Origin of the sequence: Helicobacter cinaedi CCUG 18818 = ATCC BAA-847 (genome assembly GCF_000155475.1) — a bacterium.
GTDB classification, from domain to species: Bacteria; Campylobacterota; Campylobacteria; order Campylobacterales; family Helicobacteraceae; genus Helicobacter_C; species Helicobacter_C cinaedi.
Map to the genome: position 1 here is coordinate 425269 of NZ_DS990392.1, position 15133 is coordinate 440401.

Annotated in this window: 18 protein-coding genes and 1 other RNA gene; 2 read left to right on the plus strand and 17 right to left on the minus strand. The window is 36.8% G+C overall.

The window, feature by feature from the left end; all coding sequences use genetic code 11:
- Window positions 1-22: 22 nt before the first annotated feature.
- Both ppa and HCCG_RS06500 read right to left on the minus strand, forming a co-directional pair.
- Window positions 23-544 (minus strand): inorganic diphosphatase, encoded by a 522-nt coding sequence (ppa, locus tag HCCG_RS06495; RefSeq protein ID WP_002956669.1) that lies wholly within the window; start codon window positions 542-544, stop codon window positions 23-25.
- Window positions 545-614: 70 nt separating this feature from the next.
- Entirely contained in the window at window positions 615-2741 is a 2127-nt protein-coding gene (locus tag HCCG_RS06500; RefSeq protein ID WP_002956670.1) for a TonB-dependent receptor plug domain-containing protein, read from the minus strand.
- A 137-nt stretch (window positions 2742-2878) separates the two neighbouring features.
- Between HCCG_RS06500 and HCCG_RS06505 the strand changes: the two genes are divergently transcribed.
- Window positions 2879-3070, plus strand: coding sequence for a hypothetical protein (locus HCCG_RS06505; RefSeq protein ID WP_014666727.1), 192 nt, complete (start codon window positions 2879-2881; stop codon window positions 3068-3070).
- A 39-nt stretch (window positions 3071-3109) separates the two neighbouring features.
- On the opposite strand, the gene ssrA is transcribed toward HCCG_RS06505, so the two are convergent.
- The 14 genes from ssrA to HCCG_RS06570 form a co-directional block, all read right to left on the minus strand.
- Window positions 3110-3475: a transfer-messenger RNA gene (ssrA, locus tag HCCG_RS11695) on the minus strand.
- A gap of 34 nt (window positions 3476-3509) precedes the next feature.
- Window positions 3510-4067: a phosphatase PAP2 family protein gene (locus HCCG_RS06510; protein WP_002956672.1), complete on the minus strand. Its 558-nt coding sequence runs from the start codon at window positions 4065-4067 to the stop codon at window positions 3510-3512.
- The gene (locus HCCG_RS06515) at window positions 4064-5245 is read right to left on the minus strand and encodes a tyrosine-type recombinase/integrase (RefSeq protein WP_014666726.1); all 1182 of its coding nucleotides are present in this window, start codon (window positions 5243-5245) and stop codon (window positions 4064-4066) included. The genes HCCG_RS06510 and HCCG_RS06515 overlap by 4 nt, the downstream gene beginning before the upstream one ends.
- A 287-nt stretch (window positions 5246-5532) precedes the next feature.
- The gene (locus HCCG_RS06520; RefSeq protein WP_002956674.1) at window positions 5533-5808 is read right to left on the minus strand and encodes a hypothetical protein; all 276 of its coding nucleotides are present in this window, start codon (window positions 5806-5808) and stop codon (window positions 5533-5535) included.
- Window positions 5809-5870: 62 nt separating this feature from the next.
- A complete protein-coding gene (locus HCCG_RS06525) occupies window positions 5871-6305 on the minus strand; it encodes a hypothetical protein (RefSeq protein WP_002956675.1) in 435 nt (144 codons plus the stop codon).
- Between the two features lie 321 nt (window positions 6306-6626).
- Window positions 6627-6848, minus strand: coding sequence for a hypothetical protein (locus tag HCCG_RS06530; RefSeq protein ID WP_002956677.1), 222 nt, complete (start codon window positions 6846-6848; stop codon window positions 6627-6629).
- Window positions 6845-8659 (minus strand): hypothetical protein, encoded by a 1815-nt coding sequence (locus HCCG_RS06535; protein ID WP_002956678.1) that lies wholly within the window; start codon window positions 8657-8659, stop codon window positions 6845-6847. The genes HCCG_RS06530 and HCCG_RS06535 overlap by 4 nt, the downstream gene beginning before the upstream one ends.
- 1 nt (window position 8660) lies before the next feature.
- Complete coding sequence (locus tag HCCG_RS06540) at window positions 8661-9290, minus strand: hypothetical protein (protein WP_230197914.1); 630 nt, start codon at window positions 9288-9290, stop codon at window positions 8661-8663.
- Window positions 9209-9715 carry a hypothetical protein gene (locus tag HCCG_RS06545; RefSeq protein WP_002956680.1) on the minus strand — a complete coding sequence of 169 codons (507 nt, stop codon included), beginning with the start codon at window positions 9713-9715 and terminating at the stop codon, window positions 9209-9211. The genes HCCG_RS06540 and HCCG_RS06545 overlap by 82 nt, the downstream gene beginning before the upstream one ends.
- An 8-nt stretch (window positions 9716-9723) precedes the next feature.
- Window positions 9724-10707: a hypothetical protein gene (locus HCCG_RS06550; RefSeq protein WP_002956681.1), complete on the minus strand. Its 984-nt coding sequence runs from the start codon at window positions 10705-10707 to the stop codon at window positions 9724-9726.
- An 11-nt stretch (window positions 10708-10718) separates the two neighbouring features.
- Window positions 10719-11147 (minus strand): hypothetical protein, encoded by a 429-nt coding sequence (locus tag HCCG_RS06555; protein ID WP_015453481.1) that lies wholly within the window; start codon window positions 11145-11147, stop codon window positions 10719-10721.
- Between the two features lie 333 nt (window positions 11148-11480).
- A complete protein-coding gene (locus tag HCCG_RS06560) occupies window positions 11481-11774 on the minus strand; it encodes a type II toxin-antitoxin system RelE/ParE family toxin (RefSeq protein ID WP_002956683.1) in 294 nt (97 codons plus the stop codon).
- Window positions 11764-12009, minus strand: coding sequence for a hypothetical protein (locus HCCG_RS06565; RefSeq protein WP_002956684.1), 246 nt, complete (start codon window positions 12007-12009; stop codon window positions 11764-11766). The genes HCCG_RS06560 and HCCG_RS06565 overlap by 11 nt, the downstream gene beginning before the upstream one ends.
- A 10-nt stretch (window positions 12010-12019) precedes the next feature.
- Complete coding sequence (locus HCCG_RS06570; protein WP_002956685.1) at window positions 12020-13057, minus strand: replication initiation protein; 1038 nt, start codon at window positions 13055-13057, stop codon at window positions 12020-12022.
- A gap of 213 nt (window positions 13058-13270) precedes the next feature.
- On the opposite strand from HCCG_RS06570, the gene HCCG_RS06575 reads away from it, so the two are divergent.
- A complete protein-coding gene (locus HCCG_RS06575) occupies window positions 13271-13852 on the plus strand; it encodes a DJ-1 family glyoxalase III (RefSeq protein WP_002956686.1) in 582 nt (193 codons plus the stop codon).
- Window positions 13853-13875: 23 nt separating this feature from the next.
- Here HCCG_RS06575 and HCCG_RS06580 read toward each other — a convergent pair whose 3' ends face one another.
- Window positions 13876-15120, minus strand: coding sequence for an agmatine deiminase family protein (locus tag HCCG_RS06580; protein ID WP_015453482.1), 1245 nt, complete (start codon window positions 15118-15120; stop codon window positions 13876-13878).
- Window positions 15121-15133: the final 13 nt, after the last annotated feature.

Consider the following 15133-nt stretch of genomic DNA (forward strand, 5'->3'; position numbering starts at 1 on the left):
CTTTTAATTTTGGCGTATGGATTTAGCCCTTGTAGGCTTTGATTGACTTATCTAGTATGGCTTGAGCGACAGCTTTATCTTGGTATTCTTTAACTTTTACCCATTTGTTTGGTTCTAAAGTCTTATAAGTTTCAAAAAAGTTTTTGATTCTATCAAGTGTGATTTGGGGTAAATCATCTAAACACTGAATCTTATCAAAGCTTGGATCAATCTTTGAAACAGGCACAGCGATAAGTTTTTCGTCCATTCCGCTTTCATCTTCCATAACAAGCACACCTATAAGCCTTGAAGCAATCATACTTCCAGCTTGAAGCGGATAGGGATTTAGCACAAGCACATCAACAGGATCGCCATCATCTGCTAGAGTATTTGGGACAAAGCCATAATTTGCTGGATAAAACATCGCACTATACATCACTCTATCCACGACAACTAAGCCGCTATCTTTATCCACTTCGTATTTGATATTTGAACCATAGGGGATTTCAATGATGACATTGACTTTATCTGGGTTTTCGCCTACTGATACTTTTGAGAGATTCATTTAAACTCCTTGTTTGTAATCTAAAGTAGGCGATTATACCAAAAGAATGTATTTTTAGATTCTATTTTTCCTAAAAGGAGAGTGCGACTTGTAGTTTTGTATTAAAGCCGGGTTCATAAAGGGGGGTTCCACTTCCTTTGGCATATAGCTCTTTAGCTGGACTCATTTGGTTTGTGTAGGTTTGGTTGGTAATATTTAAAAACGCCAAACGCACACTTAAATACTTGCTCACATCATAGCTTACATAAATATTATGTGTGTTATAGCCCTTTTTATCCACAGAATCAATGTCGTTATAGTAGAGATTGTAGCCTTGATATTTAAGCCCCTCAACAAATCGTGTTAAATATAGAATTTGAAACTGCGGCAATGAGCTAAAAGGTCTTAATCCCACACTTGCATAGTAGCTTCTCCCACTCACAGCGGCAAATTCAAAAGTATCGGTAATGAGCTTATTATTATACTTTGGCATACTTTGAGCTAAGCCGATATGAAAATCTATAAATGAAAAATCAAGCCCAGCACTCGCCTCATAGCCTAGAATCTCAATATGCCCATCAGTATTTGCTCTATACACATCTTCGTGTGCGTGTGTGCCTCCACCACCTGTTCCGTGGTCGTGTTCCGCTCCGCTATTTGTATAGCTATTTATAAAGTTTTTCAAATATTGATAATACACACTTGCATGCAAACTCAACACACTATTGTCATAGTCCGTATTTAATTCCGTATTATACATACCCTCTGCTTTGAGCCTTGGGCGGACAAGGGAGTGGGGATTAGCAAGGAGTGAGACATCAAGGGGCATCGCACCGCGTGTGTTGTAATTATGTGTGAGCTTAAAGCTTAAATCATTTGTAGCGGCATAAAAAAGCGAGATATAAGGGCTAAAGCCTTGAGTATTGTGGGTTTGTGAGATTTTATCTTGGTAATTATACACATCATAGCGAGAGCCAAGATCAAAACTTAGAGAATCTAGCATATTAAAATTAAAGCCTATAAATCCCCCATATACCGCCCCCATTTCTTTCCCACGATTGCCGTGTTCCAAAGCGTGTCCTTCTAAATTATGTGCTTGAGAGGCGATAAGCTGATAGTTTAGCCCATATTTAAAGCTATGTTCCCCAAAGCTATGTCTTAGCACTAAATCGCTCCCAAGATTCTGTAAGCTTAAATCCATTTCACTCTCTTCTTCACTTTGTGCTGTGGCGGCAGCCTTTGATGAAAGTTTAAGGGATTTGTGCGAGTAGTAGTTATTCCATTCTAGTTTGAAACTATCCCCCAAAGCATAGGCATACTGAAGACTTGCACTATGCGAAAGCAAGGCGTTATCAAACAACGCAGGATTCTGCCCCGTGATGACATTTGCCGCAAAAGGTGCGGTAGAATCTACTTTATTGAAGTGATAGTTAAGATTAAGGCTGTGGCTTTCATTTGGCAAAAAGGTGAGTTTAAAAAGTGCATTATGGGCTCGAAATGGCGAAGAGGGGACTTTGGAGCCATTACCTACACGATAATAGGGCGTGTCATTAAAGTCATAGCCTACAAGCAACCCTAGATTATTTGTTATTTTGCCATAGGTTGCCACACTTGAATCTACGCCGCGATTACTTTGTCCGCCAATTGAAAAATACGCCCCATAATTGCGATTTGCCCCGAGTAAGTCAAAGGCATTTTTTGTGGTAATGGTGATTCCACCAGCAAGGGCATTTGCACCATATTCTGCACTTGCTAAGCCCTTTTCTATCTCTATACTTTTTAGTAGATAGGGGCTAAAGAGCAAATTGCCTTGATGGTGGAAGAGATTCCCCCCTTGTGTGATGCCATCTAGCTTTATGCGAAACATTCTATCTTCAAAACTCCTAATGTAGAGTTTTTGGGCGATTTTTGAGCTACCGCCGACTTGAATCTCCGCATCTTTAGCAAACACCTCACGCAAATCACTCGCCTGTGTATTGCGGACAAAGCTATCATCAACCACGCTAATGTTAGCATTATTTGTGGGGTGAGCGATAGAGACAAGGGGAGAGAGTTTGGTAGAGCGACTTTCAGCAGAGTAGCGTTCATCAGCAAGGACATAACTCGCACACAAAGAAATAAGTCCTATATAGATTCCCGTGGGGATTCCTACACGAGATAGAATCTTGTGCGGTTTGTGTTTTGATGTAAATGGGGTAAAAAGTGAAAAATGTGTCATAAAAATCCTTAATTTTGAGATTGAAAGCTGGGAGTGTATCACATTTTATAAAATGTTGCAATACACTTTGTAAAATGTGATATAATTCTGCAATTTTGTAGCACTATTTTGCTAGAATTCGCTCAAAAGGAGAAATCATGGAATGTCCTTATTGCAAACACTCACTCACCCATAGCGAAGTGGTTTCACTGCTTAAAAGCCTTGATAAAGCAAAGAAAGATTGTCAAGTCTGCCATAAGCCATTTATCGGTAGCAAAAGTGCCAAAACCTGCTCAAGTGCGTGTCGCTCAAAAGCATACAGAATCCGCAAATCCGCCCAGATTCACTGACATACTTAAAAACTCACATTGATTTTTTATTGTGGGAAATGGTGGAGCTGTGGGGAGTTGAACCCCAGTCCAAAAGTAAGATAATCTTAAGAATCTACATGTTTAGTAGGCATTGACATCTTTTTGTGGCTACCCAACACCCCAAGGCAGAATCCACAAGCAACCTAAATCTTTTCTCCTTACTCAAGGTGTGGAAAGGAGAGCATCTAGCAGGGAATGACAGCTTAAGATTCTAGCTAGAATAGAATGTCTTAAACCGGCTCCAAAAGCGATTAACTTACGCTACTTTTGCGTAAGCTGGAGCGTAATTTGTATTGTTTGCGTTTATGAATTGTGGTAGTTTTAGAGCTTACCAGCTCACATGCACCTAAGCCTCTTTGCTCCTGTCGAAAGCCAATCAGCCCCATTTAAGATTCTAAGCAGAACCTAAAGGGGCGGATTATATCCCTTTTCTTGAGTGCTTGTCAAGGTATTTATTCACAGCTTTTAGCACAAGCAGTGTCCCAAAAAAGCCTAAGATCGCTCCAGCACAAACTTGCAGGGGCGTGTGCCATAAATTTAAAATCCTTGAATACCCAACAAATCCTGCCAAAACAATAAGATATACACCCCATTGCACACCCAAATATTGCCAAGCCAACGCCGCAGCGATGAAAGCAGAAGCAGTATGTCCGCTAGGAAATCCCTTAAATTCGCCATTAATGGGACGCCTTGCAATCTCAACAACCTTCATTACCCACGCAGAATCCATAAAAGTATGTGCCGCATAGTTAAAGCTAAGTTTTAGCCCAAAGGCAATACCAAAGATGATAACACAACTCACAAGCAACGCTCTAAGCGGAATAAATCGCTTTTGAATGAGCCACATAGCCCCAAGCGGAATAAGCATAAAGCGAAACACATCGCCATACAGCTCATTATTATACAGCCATAGACTCAGTGCAAATGCACCGATAAGCCCAATATATAGAATCTGCCTTATTGCTTGATTTTTCATTCTCTCTCCTTTTGATTTGTAATGTTTTCGCCCAAGCCGTCTTTACCCAACGCCTTTTCACTCAAAGATTTCCCACTCAAGCCTCCTGTGTTACTCATCTCGCTCGTATCACTCAAAGTATCCATAACGCCTACCACTTCACGCAAACGCTTACTATCAAAATGTGTATAAATGCGACTTGTATTCAAATCAGCGTGTCCTAGGGCTTCTTGCACCATAACAAGATCGTGCTTTTGCTGATAGAGTAGGGTGGCAAAGGAGTGTCGCAACATATGTGCGCCATTTTTCTCCTTGCGGATTCCCGATTGGGCTAGAATCTTTTCTACATTTTGATAGATATAGCTTTGTGTAAGAGCCTTGCCCTTTGTATTACAAAAAAGCAAATCGTGCAAAGGAGCAAAAGATAGACGCTGTGTGAGCCACACATCAAGCAGATTTTGTATGTGGCTTTGGCGTATCATTGCCACACGCGGTTTATTGCCCTTACCCCGAATTTGAATAATATAGCAATCAAGGTGCGGATATATATCTTTCCTACGCAGATTCAAAGCCTCACTCACACGAATACCTGTATAGACGATAAGTTTGATAATAAGCTTATTTCTCGCAGCAACCTTTTCTCCAAGCTCTGCTTCATCAATGGCTTGTAAAAATCGCTCTAGCTCATCTTGGTTTAAATACGCAGGGAGCTTTTGCCCACTTTTGCCCTGCAGGGCGGTGATTTTTAGCGTAATGTCATAGACATAGGACTTCCCCTCAAACTCATTTTGCTTATCAATATAGCCAAAAAGCCCGATGAGTGCGATGCGGTAGTTTTTCTTACTCGCATTTGAAAGCGTGCTTGTCTCAACGCTCAAAAAATCGCTTAGCACCTCTTCATCAATAGATTCCATAGTGTGAAAATGCCCTTGCGTTAGGAAAGTGTAGAGCTTAAGCAGTGGGGTAGAGTAGGTGTTTATCCCTATCATACCGGCTTTTCTTACACTTTTACACAGAGATTCTAGCTGATGTATGGAGCTAATCTCATCATTACTTAGAGCGTTAATCGCCTGTAAAATCATCTCTTTATTTAACACTTGATGATTAGATAATGTCGTAAGCTTGTAGCGGATAAAACGCATAATCCAAAATAGCAATGTCTGCGAAAACTCGTCTTTATAATTTAAGGGATATTTCATTTTGGTTTAGCCTTGCCTTGATTTATTAGATTCTTGGTTTATTAAATCCTTGAAATCTTTGAATTTTTAAAGTTTTCTTTAAAAGATATTGAAAGACATTTTGGGATTATAACATAATTTAGTTATGAAAACTATACTTTTCAAACTTTTTTCCATTATTAGACACTATAAACCCCTTATTTACGATATTTTAGAAAAGTGTAGAGCTTTACTAGCAAAAACACTTTTCAAACAAAAATTAAAAAAGTAACTAATCATAAAAAAGCTTAAAAACAAATAAAAGTTTTTCATCTGTTTAAACCTTTTATTTTATCTTGTGCTTTTTTATTGAAACTTTCTAAAAGTTTGAGGCTTTTAGAATCTAATGTAATGCCTTTGTCTTTAGCTTCTTTTACTAGAGCATTACAACGCACAAGATATTTAGCTTCTTGGCTCTTGCTGTAATTTCTTAAATTTCTATCTAATCGTGTTTGCGTTGTAGATTCTGCTTGTATCCCCTGCTCTGTTGCTTGTATATCTCTATTTTGCTCGTTTATCTGTTTTATGCTTGTATCTTGTTGCATTTGCTTGTATGTATCGATTGCTTTCTGCCTTTCTAGCTCTGTAAGTTTTTGCTCGGCTTGTCTTAACTTTGTGAGCTCGTGGATTCTGATTCTAGGCGTGAGAGTATGGATTTTCCAACTCTATTACTTGTTGCTCCAATGCTTTGGCTTCCCTCGCCCATTGCTCTGCCCTCTCTGCTCTCACCTCTGCTTCGTCTGCTTCTCTCTTCAATCGTGCTTCTAATTTGTCTAATGACTCGGCTACTTTCTCTTTCCACTCTTTGGGTATAACTATCTCTTTCCCCGCTCTTTCTTGTAGAGGTATTGTCATTTTGTAGCTCCTTTATGTATTCTTCTAATGAAAATTTTTCTAAAAAGTTCTCATTAGAATCTAAAATAAAAAAATGATATGGGTTCTCTTTGTCTTGGATTATTTTATGCCCACTCTCCGATTCAATTTTTTTAAACTCTGCATAGAGTATTAAAAATAATTGAAACTCCCATTTTGTTTCACCCATAACATTTTAACCTTTTAAAAAAAAGTATAACGAAATGGAGGACAAAAAGTTTGTAAAAGTTTTGGCTCTTTGATTAAAAAACAAATCAAAGAGATTGCAAAAATTTTCAAGCAAACTTTTCTAAAAAATCTCAAAAAAGTTTTGCTCCTTTTTGAGATTTTAACAAACAGCACTTTAAAAAAATTTCAATTTTTTTAAAGTGCTGTTTGTTGTCCTCCATTTCGTTATACTTCATTTCGGACAAATTAAAGGCGGGACACCCGCACCCGATTTTTATTTTGTGTTTGCAAATCATATCAAATAATTCCTAGCACTTCGCACTTATTTTATTTTTCGCATATGATTAATACTTGTATTATTTTTCACAAACACTTCTTTTTGATAAAACTCCAAATCAAACACAATATTTTGCATTTCATCTTCAACATACAAATCATTATTAAGGCAATGATTAAAAAAAGTTTTTTGAATTTTTTTAATCAAATCTTTTCCCTGCTTACTATTAGCGTCAATTTTTATTTTTAAATGTGTGAGTTCTTTCATCTTTGCATTCCTTGATTTTGATGTTTCCCATTCTCTTTTCCCTTGCAAATGCTTTCTGCTTGTTTAATTATCTTAGGATAATCATTTTTAAGTTGAGGGCATTGCAAGAGTGCAGATTCTAATTTTTTATCAATTTTTCTTATGTATGCACTCTTAGAGCTCTCGCTTACCAAGTCGTGCATTTTTATATCTTTTGAGAGCTCTTTAGCTAAAGCTCTCTCTAATTTGATGTTTTTAGAGAAGTCTTGTATTTTTTCTTTGCCCTCTTTGAGTGCCTTAATGCTTTGAGTAAGAAACTTGGAATCTAAAGCATTATCTTTCATCTCATTGAATTTTTTAGTAAAATCTTCAATCTTTGGCTTTTCTCCTATACCTAACTCATACATTCCCTTTTCTATGCTATAAAGAGCACTTAAGATTTCAAATATATTTCGTGCTTGTGTGATTTCATTAATGGCTCTATCAAGTTCATTACTATTGCCCTCTTGCTCTTTATTTTCTGTCAATTCTTTATCCTGCTCTGCTTGTGGCTTCTCTTGTGGTAGTTTAGATTCTTGCCTTTGTGCCATTTTAATGACTTTATCAATATCTTTATAATGACTTTCAAAGTCTTTAAGAATCTTATCTGCGTGTTCATCTTTTTCCTGTGGGCTTTTGCACTCTATGAAGTTATCATCAAAAGGTAAGTTTGGTTGATTGACTTCCTCCTCTTGTCCTTGCTGTTCTTGTATTTGTGTATCCTGCTCTTGCATAACATCTTGTTTTTCCATTGTTTTACTCCTTGTTTTAGATTTAACTTTGCCCTTTTGCAAGGGCTTAAAAGGGGAAAGGTTAGCTTCCCTACCCTCTGCTAATTGCCATTTACTCCTTAACATTAAGAGCATTTTAGGCTCTTTATCTAAGGGTAAGTCTGCTTTATTAGCAGTGGCTAGAATCTTATTCATTGCGTGAGCTTGTGCGTCTGTGAGATTCTCTAATATTTTCTTTTGTTGATGCGGTGAAGATTCAAGGAATGTTTTTATATTCTCTAACTCTTTTTTAGCCTTATAATCTATTTGATAGCGATTAATGTGAGCTCTGCTATTTTTCTTTCCTCTTTGCATTCCTAAGATTTGAGCGTTTAAATCTTGCATACGCGATAAATCTTTTTTGGTAAATTTTCTAAATACACTTCTATGTGTTTTAAAATCATAGTTCGCAAACATTATGTGAGCGTGATAGTTATATTGTTTTTCACCTGTGAGTTTATTAAAATGTCCTTCGTCTCTGTGGATTGCTATATGCAAGGTTTTTAATCCAAATTCTTTGTAAAGAGCTTGAGTGAGTGCTTTTACATCTTGCATTGTGTGATTAGCATTAAGATTTACGATACTCTCTTTTATGATTTGAGCCTTTTTTTGCATTCTTTGAGAGTGAGCTTTGAAATAATCTTCTCTTGCTCTACTTTCAAATATCCTTAAATCTTGCATTGATACGCCATAATACTCGTTATTTTCTGGCGTATCAATGGCATAAGTTGGACTTTGAATTTTAGAGAGCTCTTGTGTGAGCTCTGCTATTTTGATTCTAGAGTCTGTGTCTAACTCTCTAGTATTGTGAGCATAAGAGAGATTTATCTTTGGTGGATTCTTTCTTGCTCCTTTGGTTTTAGTGCTATTAAAGTGAATTGAGCTCTGGGCGGGTTTGTTTTTAAAAAAGCTAAGAGATTTTGATAATGCCTTAGCTTTTTTGTGTAAATTTTCATCTTTAATACGCCCTACTCCTTTTAAAAGTTTCTCGTAAGTAGAAAATATTGATTCTGCTTTACTCATTTTATTTTCCTATATGTGGAGTAGATTTAGCTAAAAATCTTCCTACTTTTTTAGCAGCATCTCCTATTGTGCCACCAATAGCACCTCCCATACTGCCTCCCAATGTTGTGCCTACTCCTGTCCCTATTGAAGCACCTATACCTTTTCCGTCTTTGCGGGCTTCTTGATATGCTTTACCTCCCTCTGCTATTCGTTTCATAGTCATTCCTCCAGCACTTGCAAGTCCTGTAAGTCCGCTTCCTCCACCGCTAGAATCTGCACTGCCTATAATTGCACTTACCCACGCAGGAATTTTTGTGAGGAGGAATAATGCAAAAATTGCTACTACCATAGGCACTATGAGTAAATGTGCATTATCGTTTGTTGGGCTACTTAAAGCTTGTAATTGTGCTAATGCACTTTGAGGTAAAGCAGATGGTAATAAACAAAGCGGCGCCCATAAGCTCATACCTGTATAGAGCTTAAGCCAACCAAAGAATACACTTCTTGTTTCTTTCCAGCAAATTAATGGCAAAACTAATGCACAAAGGCTTAGAAGCATTGTTGCCATTAATTGAGATAATATGTCATCACTACAATAGCTATCATAAGAATAAGCATTGCGGCTAAAAACAATCCTAAAATAGCCCACGCTGCTAAGTTTTTCCAACTTATTGCCTCTGCATATTTTGAGGCTGTATCACTTACGATACTCCACATATTATTGACTAAAGCACTTGAATTTCCTGCTGTGCCATAAGCACTTACTCCCGTGCTTACCCACTTGTAAGGAAGTTGAAATATGCGTAAAAAGTCCATATAGTTTTGGTAGCTACTTAATGCGACTTTGATTACGATAAAAACACTTATCCATATCATAGCCTTAAACATATCATCTTTGCTAAATCCATCACCTTTTATGCGCATAAAAGCCCATAAAACAAGACTTAATCCTAAGAGTGTATAAGCGATATTGTTAGAATATAAGTCCCCAATAGCATTATAAATATTCGCAACGATAGTTTTTCCTGTTTGCTTCAGTAGATTAACTATGATTTCAAATATATTTGCTTCCATTTCTCCCCTTATTCAAACATTTTAGGCAAACCTGCATTATTGTATTGCACTTTTTCCCTGTATTGAGAGAATGCTTCATATTCTTCAAATATCTTTTTTTGATTCTCTTTGTCTTTGGCTCTGCTCCCTCTTGTAATGGTACGCTTAGATTCCATTTCTTGCTTGTCTAAAAATTCAATCATTACATTGTTTGAAGTCGCAAGCATTTCATATTGAATTGTGGCAAGTTCTAGAATCCGCCCTAAAAGTGCATTGGTTAAGTTTTGCACTTCTGTTTGGGTTTCTGCCTTTCCTGCCTTTTCAATGATTATTTTCATATTCTCGCGGATATTGTAGATATTATAAGGATTATTTTTATCCCCTTGCACTCCTTGATATTGTTGATAAAACTTAGCCCACTGCCTAAGTTTTTCATCTTTAACTTCTGCTCTTTGATAAGCTCTTTCTGTTTCTATATCTTTGATTTTGTCTAGCTCCTCTCTATATTTAACAAAATCACCTTTCTTTTTATATTCATCTGCCTTTGCTTGAATCTCATTTTTAATATCAATCATTAAAAGAGGATTATTAAAAGCATTAAGGCAAGATAGCACTTGTGCGCTATCTTTGTCTATATTTTCATATCCTTTAAGAAGATTCTCCTGTGCATTTTTGAACCTTTCAGTTTGAGCAAAGAACTCACAGCCCTTATTAAGCCGCTGGAACATTTGAGCAAACTCATTAGGTGTTTTATTGAGTGTGTCAATGCCTTGTATCATATCCCTACCGATATTATCTATATTTTGTAGTATTCCCCCTATTCGTCCTGTGTCAATACCTATTTTTCGCAATTCTTTTTCATATTTTATTGATTCTTGTATCATTTGTGTGTATTGCATTATACTTTGAGCGATTGAGCTTACATCAATTACAGGAAGATTTGCTTGAGCTATGCTAAAGCCTATGCTTAAACAAAAAGCAATGTGAAGTAGTTTGTGTTGAATAGATTTCATCTTCTCCCCTTTTAAAAATCATTTGGCGTGTATTTGTCAAATACCATTTGCCACCCGTATTTATTGCTATATTTGTAAATAAGCATTATTTGGCAAAACTCGTAATGCTGTTTCATAAATCTAAAAGCTTCGTCTTTTTTGGTAAAGTGCCTACTTTGTAGTTTTGGTTGTGGATTCTGCACTTTTGGTTTAGGATTTCCAAAAGTGCGGGTTTTCTTTTTTGATATTTCTTGTGGCTCTTGGCTTTGTTCTGCTTCTTGTATTTGTTTGTCTAGATTCTCTTGTAGCTCTTTTAGCATTTCCTCGCGTTCTGCTCGTCTTTTTTTATGTTTTGGCTCTTTAAAATTTCTTTGTATATTGTCAATATCTTTTTTGAGTTGTGCTTTGGCTTCATTTATTTTACCACCTATGCCTATTTTGTAATACACTCTGTAAAACATAGAATTGCCTTTAGAAGTAAAAATGTAGAGTGGGATTAAGAGATAATCCCACAAGCTCTTTAATGTCAAAAGATGAGCTTTGTAATTATCCTAAAATTGCAAAGCTTTTTAAAGCATTTTGAGCAAATTTCCTCTTTAATTTTGCAACAAAAAATTAAGAATGACTGAATCGCAACCTTAACAAAGTCTTAATTTTCTGCGTGGCTCTCTTTTTAACTAATATTGTTTTTAACTCTTTTTACGAGGCTTACAAAGCCCTATTTTACGAGCTTAATTTTTGCTATTCTACATTTTTCAATGTGTTACGAATAGCGACAATAGAATAATAAGGGGTTATTTTTTAGGGGTTGTAGGTTTCCAAAGATTGCTTTTATAAATTGCTAGAATAGTGATACAATCTTTACTTATGGCAAAAGGTATCACATAGCCTTTATATATAAGGTCTCTTATGTCCTCTTGATTGATTTGTGGATTCTTTCTGTAAGCTTTTGGTCTTGAGCGTAAAGCATGGATTTTTGCCATAAGTTCATTATGAAAAGATTCTGCATTGCTAGGGCTGTGCTGTGCGATATAGTCCAAAATAGCATTTAAAGAAGTGCTAAAATGCTTACTGAAACTAATTTGCATATTTTGCCCTTAGGCTCTTTAAATGTGCTTGAGCTTGTTTGTCAAGCTCTTCAAAGCTTATGATTTCTAGCTCTCCGTGCTTGTATTGCGTATGTATCTCTTTAAGATTCTGTGTATCGGCTTTGCTTAAATCCGCTTCGGTCCTTGTGGCTTTAACTTTGAGGTTTGCAATCTTAGCCATTTCTCGCACTGCCTTTAAGAATTCTTTGTTTGCATTTTCTATGGTAATAGTCATCTTTGCCCCTTTATTTCAAAAGTGATTTTAAGGCTTTGCTTTTTTCGTATAGCTCTAGCTTCTCCGCGCTCATCGCTTCTATATCTCCTATTGTGAGCCTAGTATATAGAGCCGCTTTGTAGGTATTACATAAATGCTCTATATGTTTTATTGCGTTCCAATCCCTGCAAGGGATTTTTACGCGTAAGGCTCTCCAATTCTCCACAAGGATAAAAACGCCATTTTCATTATGACTTGTGTCTATGATGCGCCATACATTCCTAAAATCTTTTGCCTTACCCATTGCAAAAGATTCTCTGATTAAGAATTTTGCCTTATCTGCGATATTCCTATATCGTGCCATTAGTCGCTTATTCTGCCCCTCTAATCGCTTATTTATTCCTTTATAATCAAAGGTAAAAATAAGCTCATCTACTTTCTTGCCTACTTTTTCGGTTTGTATGTCTAGCAACTCCACATTAAAAGCATTAAGTAGCATATCTTTTCTAAAGTTTGTGAGGATTTTTTGATTAAATACTCCAAAATCTTTTCGTTCAGCTCTATGTCGTGGCAAACCCAAAGTATCGCATAGTGTCTTATAATCAATAATTAAACATTGGCGATTCTGTCTTAGCTCTGTGAGAAGCATAATATAAAGTCGTATGCTATAAAAGCTTCGTAAGTCTTTGATTTCTGTGTAATTAAATTTTACAAAACCACGCCTAAGCTCTAAGAAAAAAGGCTTAAGCGTATCATTAAATTTAAATTTTAAAAATGCTTTATCATCTTGTTTTTTAATATATTTAAAAAATGGAACAGCAATAGCAGATTCCCCATTATCGCTAAAATAGGTTTTTTCAGCTAATTTCTGCATAATATCGTATAAATAGGATTCGTTATTTATGTTTTTCTCGTGTTGTAAAATTTCTGCTAATTCTCTTGTTGTAACTTCTTGCTCTATAAATTCGCTTTGATTGACCGAATCAAGCGTAGCTAACATTGCAAGGAGTATTTTAAACTCAGATACACTCATATTGAAACGGGCATAAGAAAAATCATTAAGTTGCACGATTACTGGCCTCTTTAAATCTATTTTCTTTCTATTATAGCATTTATTTATATTGTTTTTCTTATTTTTCTCTGTTTTTCTCAAAGTTTGATTACTATACTTTTCAAACTTTTTTATATATTGCCATTGCCATAGTGCGTCCCTTGTCTCACAATATTACCCTTTCAATGCTAGAATGTGTTTGCAAAATTCAAGGATTCAAGGAGAATTGTGATGAAAAATGTAATGGTGCCGATTGCTAGGGGTTTTGAGGAAATAGAGCTTGTGAGCGTGGTGGATATTTTACGCCGTGCTGGAGTGCGTGTTGTGTTGGTAAGTTTAGATTCTCATAAACGAGTGCTTGGAGCACACAATATCGTTATTGAAGCTGATAATGCCTTGCCAGAGTTTGATAGTGAAGATTTTGATGCGATTATCTTAGTCGGGGGTTATAATGGTATGCAGAATCTTGCCAACAACGAGCTCGTAACACTTTGGCTCAAGCAGTTTGAAAACTCACAAAAGCTTATTGCTGCTATTTGTGCCTCCCCTATCGTGCTTGATAAGGCAGGGGTGCTAAAGGGGGATTTTACCTGTTATCCGGGCTGTGAATCTCAAATCAATATGGAAAAGAAAAATAAAAAATCAAGTGCTGTTGTTAAAAATGGTAACATTATTACTTCCACAGGTCCTGCCACAGCGGTTGTATTTGCCCTTGAGCTGACAAAAGAACTTTGTGGCGAAACAAAAGCAAAAGAGCTGTATGACGAACTGCAAATGCCTACCTTAAGCGAGTTTCTCCATACTTCCGCTTAAATTTTACGCCCTAAGCTTTACGCTTAAAGCCCTGCCCCATACATCTGCATAGTTACACAATGCAAACTTCCGTGCCATAGAATAAGTGAGCGGCAGTCTATCCCCACTACCCTATGGTTAGGCAAAGCTTGAGCTAGAATTTTTAACGCCTTTTCATCATTTATATCATCATAAGTTGGCACAAGCAGGGCGTTATTCACAAACAAAAAATTCGCATAGCTTGCTGGTAGTCGTTTCCCATTTTCATCAAAAATCGCCCTTGTAAAAGGCAGGGCTACAAGCTTGTAGGGCTCTCTATTTGGCTGATTCAAGACTTGAAGCTCACTCTCCATAAGTGCTAAAGCTTGAAAATGCTCATCCTTTTCATCTTCGCATTTTATATACGCAATCGTATCTTTTGAAATAAATCTCGCTAGTGTATCAATATGACTATCAGTGTCATCTCCGGCAAGGTAGCCTTGTGTGAGCCATAGCATAGAATCTAGCCCAAAATATGCTTTCAGCTTAGATTCTATCTCCACTTGGGAAAGATGCGGATTGCGATTAGATTCTAACAAACATTGCGTATTTGTCAAAAGCACCCCTGCCCCATTGCTATCAATACTCCCACCTTCAAGCACCATATCCATTTGCCTTGTAAGCTCTGGTCTAAACACAGCCCTTGTGATGGCATTATCATAAAATGCGGGGTATTTAAGCCCCCAACCATTAAATGTAAAATCAAGCAGTTGAATCTGCCTATCCCCCTGCCCCGCTTTGTTTTGAGCCATATTTTGAGATGGATTCTGTGCTAGATTCTGCGGAGATTCTAATTCTACGCTTATCGCACCAAAATCCCTAGCCCAAGTGTCGTTTGTAGGCACTCGCGCAATATGCAGACTAAAAGCACTATTGCCCCCAAAGTTGGCAAGATATTTTGACTTAGGATTTTGTATCAGGGTATGAGGCACAGATTGATTAAAAAGATTCTTAATATACTCATCATCTTGCGTTTTCATAAAGTCAGCATTCGTAGAATCCCTAGAATCCGCAGAATCTAAAGCCTTGCTAAAATACTTTTTGACAATCTCAAAGCCTTCATCATCTTGCGTATCAACACATAAAATCACAGATTCAAAGCACACAATATGCTCTATGATGTCTAAAAAACACGCCCTTGCTTTGTGTATATGCTCCGCCCAATCGCTATTTTGATGTGGGAATGCCATAAAAATAGCAAGTTGCTTCTCCCACTCCGCCTTTAATCTCACACCCTTTTTCATCGCCATAAACTTCCTTTAT

Bases quoted from the DNA above. Each gene is read 5' to 3' on its own strand.
- HCCG_RS06520 (WP_002956674.1), bottom strand. From the start codon at position 5,808: ATGCAACAAGATACAAGCATAAAACAGATAAACGAGCAAAATAGAGAT.
- HCCG_RS06555 (WP_015453481.1), bottom strand. From the start codon at position 11,147: ATGTTTTACAGAGTGTATTACAAAATAGGCATAGGTGGTAAAATAAAT.
- ppa (WP_002956669.1), bottom strand. From the start codon at position 544: ATGAATCTCTCAAAAGTATCAGTAGGCGAAAACCCAGATAAAGTCAAT.
- HCCG_RS06510 (WP_002956672.1), bottom strand. From the start codon at position 4,067: ATGAAAAATCAAGCAATAAGGCAGATTCTATATATTGGGCTTATCGGT.
- HCCG_RS06580 (WP_015453482.1), bottom strand. From the start codon at position 15,120: ATGGCGATGAAAAAGGGTGTGAGATTAAAGGCGGAGTGGGAGAAGCAA.
- HCCG_RS06545 (WP_002956680.1), bottom strand. From the start codon at position 9,715: ATGGAAGCAAATATATTTGAAATCATAGTTAATCTACTGAAGCAAACA.
- HCCG_RS06500 (WP_002956670.1), bottom strand. From the start codon at position 2,741: ATGACACATTTTTCACTTTTTACCCCATTTACATCAAAACACAAACCG.
- HCCG_RS06535 (WP_002956678.1), bottom strand. From the start codon at position 8,659: ATGAGTAAAGCAGAATCAATATTTTCTACTTACGAGAAACTTTTAAAA.
- HCCG_RS06560 (WP_002956683.1), bottom strand. From the start codon at position 11,774: ATGCAAATTAGTTTCAGTAAGCATTTTAGCACTTCTTTAAATGCTATT.
- HCCG_RS06530 (WP_002956677.1), bottom strand. From the start codon at position 6,848: ATGAAAGAACTCACACATTTAAAAATAAAAATTGACGCTAATAGTAAG.
- HCCG_RS06575 (WP_002956686.1), top strand. From the start codon at position 13,271: ATGAAAAATGTAATGGTGCCGATTGCTAGGGGTTTTGAGGAAATAGAG.
- HCCG_RS06550 (WP_002956681.1), bottom strand. From the start codon at position 10,707: ATGAAATCTATTCAACACAAACTACTTCACATTGCTTTTTGTTTAAGC.
- HCCG_RS06525 (WP_002956675.1), bottom strand. From the start codon at position 6,305: ATGGGTGAAACAAAATGGGAGTTTCAATTATTTTTAATACTCTATGCA.
- HCCG_RS06505 (WP_014666727.1), top strand. From the start codon at position 2,879: ATGGAATGTCCTTATTGCAAACACTCACTCACCCATAGCGAAGTGGTT.
- HCCG_RS06515 (WP_014666726.1), bottom strand. From the start codon at position 5,245: ATGAAATATCCCTTAAATTATAAAGACGAGTTTTCGCAGACATTGCTA.
- HCCG_RS06565 (WP_002956684.1), bottom strand. From the start codon at position 12,009: ATGACTATTACCATAGAAAATGCAAACAAAGAATTCTTAAAGGCAGTG.